The sequence below is a fragment of the Nostoc sp. UIC 10890 genome, assembly GCF_054786515.1.
In genome coordinates, this window is sequence record NZ_JBSGKF010000067.1 from 1 (window position 1) to 4,086 (window position 4,086).

The 4,086-nt window shown below is 36.2% G+C and carries 3 protein-coding genes; all 3 read left to right on the forward strand.

Going from position 1 to position 4,086, the window contains the following annotated elements; genetic code table 11:
* The coding region (locus ACWATR_RS38840) for a CHASE2 domain-containing protein (RefSeq protein WP_460345377.1) at positions 1–1,764 on the forward strand (1,764 nt) is incomplete at its 5' end.
* 77 nt (positions 1,765–1,841) lie between these two features.
* On the forward strand, positions 1,842–2,600 hold the full coding sequence (locus ACWATR_RS38845) for a DUF928 domain-containing protein (RefSeq protein WP_289794718.1): 759 nt from the start codon (positions 1,842–1,844) through the stop codon (positions 2,598–2,600).
* 12 nt (positions 2,601–2,612) lie between these two features.
* Positions 2,613–4,086 (forward strand): tetratricopeptide repeat protein (locus ACWATR_RS38850; protein ID WP_460345381.1); only part of this gene is annotated, 1,474 nt, incomplete at its 3' end.

A 4,086-nucleotide genomic window follows, 5' to 3' on the forward strand; every position in this document is an offset into this window, starting at 1 on the left:
GAAGTAGAGTTAGAAATTATCTCTCAGCCTACTCGTAAGCAAATTTGCGATCGCCTTAGAGAAAAATCAGGCTGGGATATCTTATTTTATGCTGGACATAGTAAGTCTAATGCACAGAAAGGATGGATCAGTATCAACGCGAAAACCAAGCTAGAAATATCCGAGTTAAATTCAGCATTAGAAGTAGCAATAGAAAATGGGTTACAACTAGCCATATTCAATTCCTGTCAAGGTTTAGGATTAGTACCTCAACTTGAAGAGTTAGGAATTCCTCAGATTATTGTGATGCGAGAGCAAGTTCAAAATCAAGTAGCTCAAGAATTTTTAGCGGAGTTTATTGCTAGCTTTTCTAGCGGTAAATCTTTCTATCTAGCTATACGAGAAGCTAGAGGTAGACTTAAAGATATAGAAGATAAATATTACTGTGCAAGTTGGCTACCTGTAGTCTGTCAACATTGGTCTGTTAAACCACCTACTTGGGAAGAATTACGTGACCCTGCATTACCATCTCCTCCAAACCTACTATTTCGTCAAGGAGGAGTAATTTTATCTGGTTTATTGGTAGCGATGATGGTAATAGGAGTGCGGTCTTTTGGTTTATTACAATCCTTAGAATTTCAAGCTTTCGACTGGTTGATGAGAATGCGTCCCCAGGAAGAGGTAGATTCTCGGTTGTTAATAGTTGAAGCTACAGAAAAGGATATCAATCGCTTGGGTTATCCTATATCTGATGGTAAACTAGCTGAAACTATCGAGCGCATAAAACACTATAAACCTAGCACAATCGGTTTATTAATATTCCGCGATCGCCCGATAGAACCAGGTCATCAAGAATTACTTAAGCTTTTACAAAATGATGATGATTTAATTGCTTTATGTAGTGTTAAATTGACTGATAATGACCATAATCAACCTGGTATTTCATCACTGTCTAGAGTTACAGAAAACCGTTTAGGGTTTAGCAATGTAGAGCGAGACAAGTTTGATGGGATTCTGCGTCGTCATCTACTGTTCATGAATCCCGATTTTAATAATCCCTGTCCTACCAGCTTTTCCTTTAGCTTTCAATTAGCATCGCAATACTTAAACTCAAAAGGAATCAAACCTGAAGAAATAGATAGCGATCGCATCAAAATTGGTGAGACGATAATTAACCGTTTAAGACCAGATAGTGGTGCATATCATCAACTAGATAATCGTGGTTTTCAACTCTTACTTAATTATCGCACCTCCGATAAGATTGCTAATACAGTTTCTTTGACTGATGTATTAGAAAATAAGTTAGATCCCGAATTAATAAAGGGGCGTATTGTCATTATTGGTGTAGTTGCTCCCATATCTAATCCTACAGATTACTTTTCTACTCCTTATAGTAAAGGTGTATTGCCTCAGATGTCTGGAGTTGATATTCAGGCGCAAATGACAAGTCAAATCCTCAGTGCGGTTTTAGATAAACGACCTTTATTGTGGAGTTGGTCTGAAATAGGAGAAGGATTTTGGGTTGTAATCTGGTCTTTAACAGGAAGTGGAATTGCGATCACCTCCTTAAATCATCGTAATTCTTTTTTACTGATTATATATGCTGGAACATCTATATTTACTCTGTGTCTAATTTGCTTTGTCTTTTTACTACAAGGGGGATGGATACCATTGTTACCAGCTGCAATCTCTTTCGCTGTCAGTAGCTTTGCTGGACGGTTTTTACTAAAACATTGGGATCGAATACCTAGTTTAAAGTTTTTGCAAAGTAGAAATAATACGTAAGAATGGTGATAACGTTATATGTAGGTAATACGGAGAAAGCTTATTTACCTCTATATAATTAGTTACAAATATTATTAATGAGCAAAATAATAGCTTATATTTCCCTTTTAACTTTAACTTTATTCTTAGGCGATCGCTATTTGATTTACCCAGTAGCTGGTCAAAATCTTCCAACCAAAGAACCGCTTCAGTTTAAACCTCCTAACAATGGCGCACCAGGAGGGAATCGCTCTGGATCTTCTGGTAACACAGGAAGTCGTCCTATTTGTCCTACTGTAGAAAAAGATATCACTGCTTTAATACCGAAAACAAATTGGGCAAATACCCTTGCTGAACGTCCTACTTTTTGGTTTTACATTCCTTACGAACGGGGTCGTTTAAAGCTAATTCTTAAAGATGAAGGCAAAAGTACTATTGTAGCTCGCGTGAATTATGAAGTTAATAAAGGTGGAGGTATCATGGGTTTCCCAATACCTAAAACTTCACCTGCTTTAGAAGTAAATCGTGCTTATCGTTGGCAAGTTTCCTTTAGTTGCGAACCCAATATTGAACCTTCATTCACAGGAGTACAGGGAGTAGTGGAACGAGTAGCGAAAAACGAAGCTTTTAAAACTAAATTGACATCAACCACTACTATCCAAGGACAAATTAATTTATATGCCAATCAAGGTTTATGGCATGAAACTATTTCTACATTAATTCAATTACGTCGATCTAAACCGACAGAGCAAGAATTAAAACAAGATTGGTCAGATTTATTATCCAATACCCATGTAGAATTAGCAGGATTCATTTCCGAGCCTTTAGTTGAATGTTGTAATCCTATTCCTGAATAATTTACATAAAATATGAAAAAACAACATAAAAACATCAAAATATTCTTGACATTTTTGGCATTATTTAGTGTGATTTTCACCTCTAGCTTGAGTTTGTTATCTTTTCAATTGCCTGTGGCGATCGCTCAAAATAATACTAAAGCAGAAGCCGATAGATTAAGGCAGCAGGGAGAAAAACAATTAGAAGCAGGACAATATGTAATAGGTACAAATACTCTCGAACAGGCAATGAGGATTTATCAGCAAATTGGAGATAAAAAAATTGCTAATGAGGTTAGAGATAGACTTATTCGTATTTATGGGTTACGAGGAGTATACGATAAATATGAGCAGTTAACTGCTGAGAAAGCTGAAGAAAATCTTGAAGAAGGAGAACAAAAACCTAAATATGAATTTCAATTAAGTCCCCAAGTCGGAAAATTAATTTCTCAAGGCTTAAATCGGCAAAACCAACAAGATTCTGTTAGAGCAAAAGAATATTTTCAGCAAGCATTATCTCAAGCCAAAACGATTGGGAGAGAACAAGACAAAGTTACAGCTTTCGCAACACTAGGAGCATTTTATCTCTACCAAGAAGATTACGTTAATGCTCTAGCTAATTTACAGCCAGCCGAGCGATTATCAGCAGCTATATATAGAGCTAGAAAACCAGGCGATTCTGATTATGAGCAAGAAATTTCAATAAATCGCATTCCTATTTTATTACTAATAGCTGAAACCTATTTACAGAAACAACAACCTAATCAAGCATTACTGTATATTAAAGAAGTTGACGCAATAACACCCACACCAGACAATTGGAACGACATCTCACTTCGCTATCTTTTCCATTTCATAGATTTTAGAGATCCTTCGCTTTACTTCAGTCGAGTACACTATAGTTTAGGAAATTACAATGAAGCCCTGACTTATGCTCGAAAAGCTATAGAAAGAGGTAAAATTTTTCAAAATTATTATGAGATACATGGCAATGGCAATGGCGACATACCCAGGATTGATCGTGAAGGTGACTTAGGTAGTGGACACGGCCATGTTTTAGCTGGAATTGCTTTAGAAAAATTAGGACAGCTAGAACAGGCAGAGGAAGAATTACGAAAAGCTACTCAATTATTTGAATATATTAGGACAAAATCTAGATTTCAAGGACATACTCGACACATTTTTAAACTATTTAACAATCAAGTTCGTGCTACTTCTTTTTTACAGCGAGTTCTCTTAGCTCAAAACAAACCAGAAGAAGCCTTAGCTGCTTCTGAATGGGGACGTGCGCGATTATCGTTAGAAGCGGCAACTGCACCTAGCAATCTGACCTTAAAAGAAAAAGTGGATGCTTTAGTAGATATTGTTTACACTCCTGAAATTATTTGTAAGCAAATTTCTCAAGATATTCAATATTCTCTAGATTCATATCGTAGAATCGGAGTTGACCGTATATATAATAGCGAAGGCAAAGCGTTCTTATTGTCAGATTTAGCAAAATTTGATT

Excerpts from the sequence above, each read along its gene's own strand:
- ACWATR_RS38845 (WP_289794718.1), top strand. The coding sequence starts at position 1,842 with ATGAGCAAAATAATAGCTTATATTTCCCTTTTAACTTTAACTTTATTC.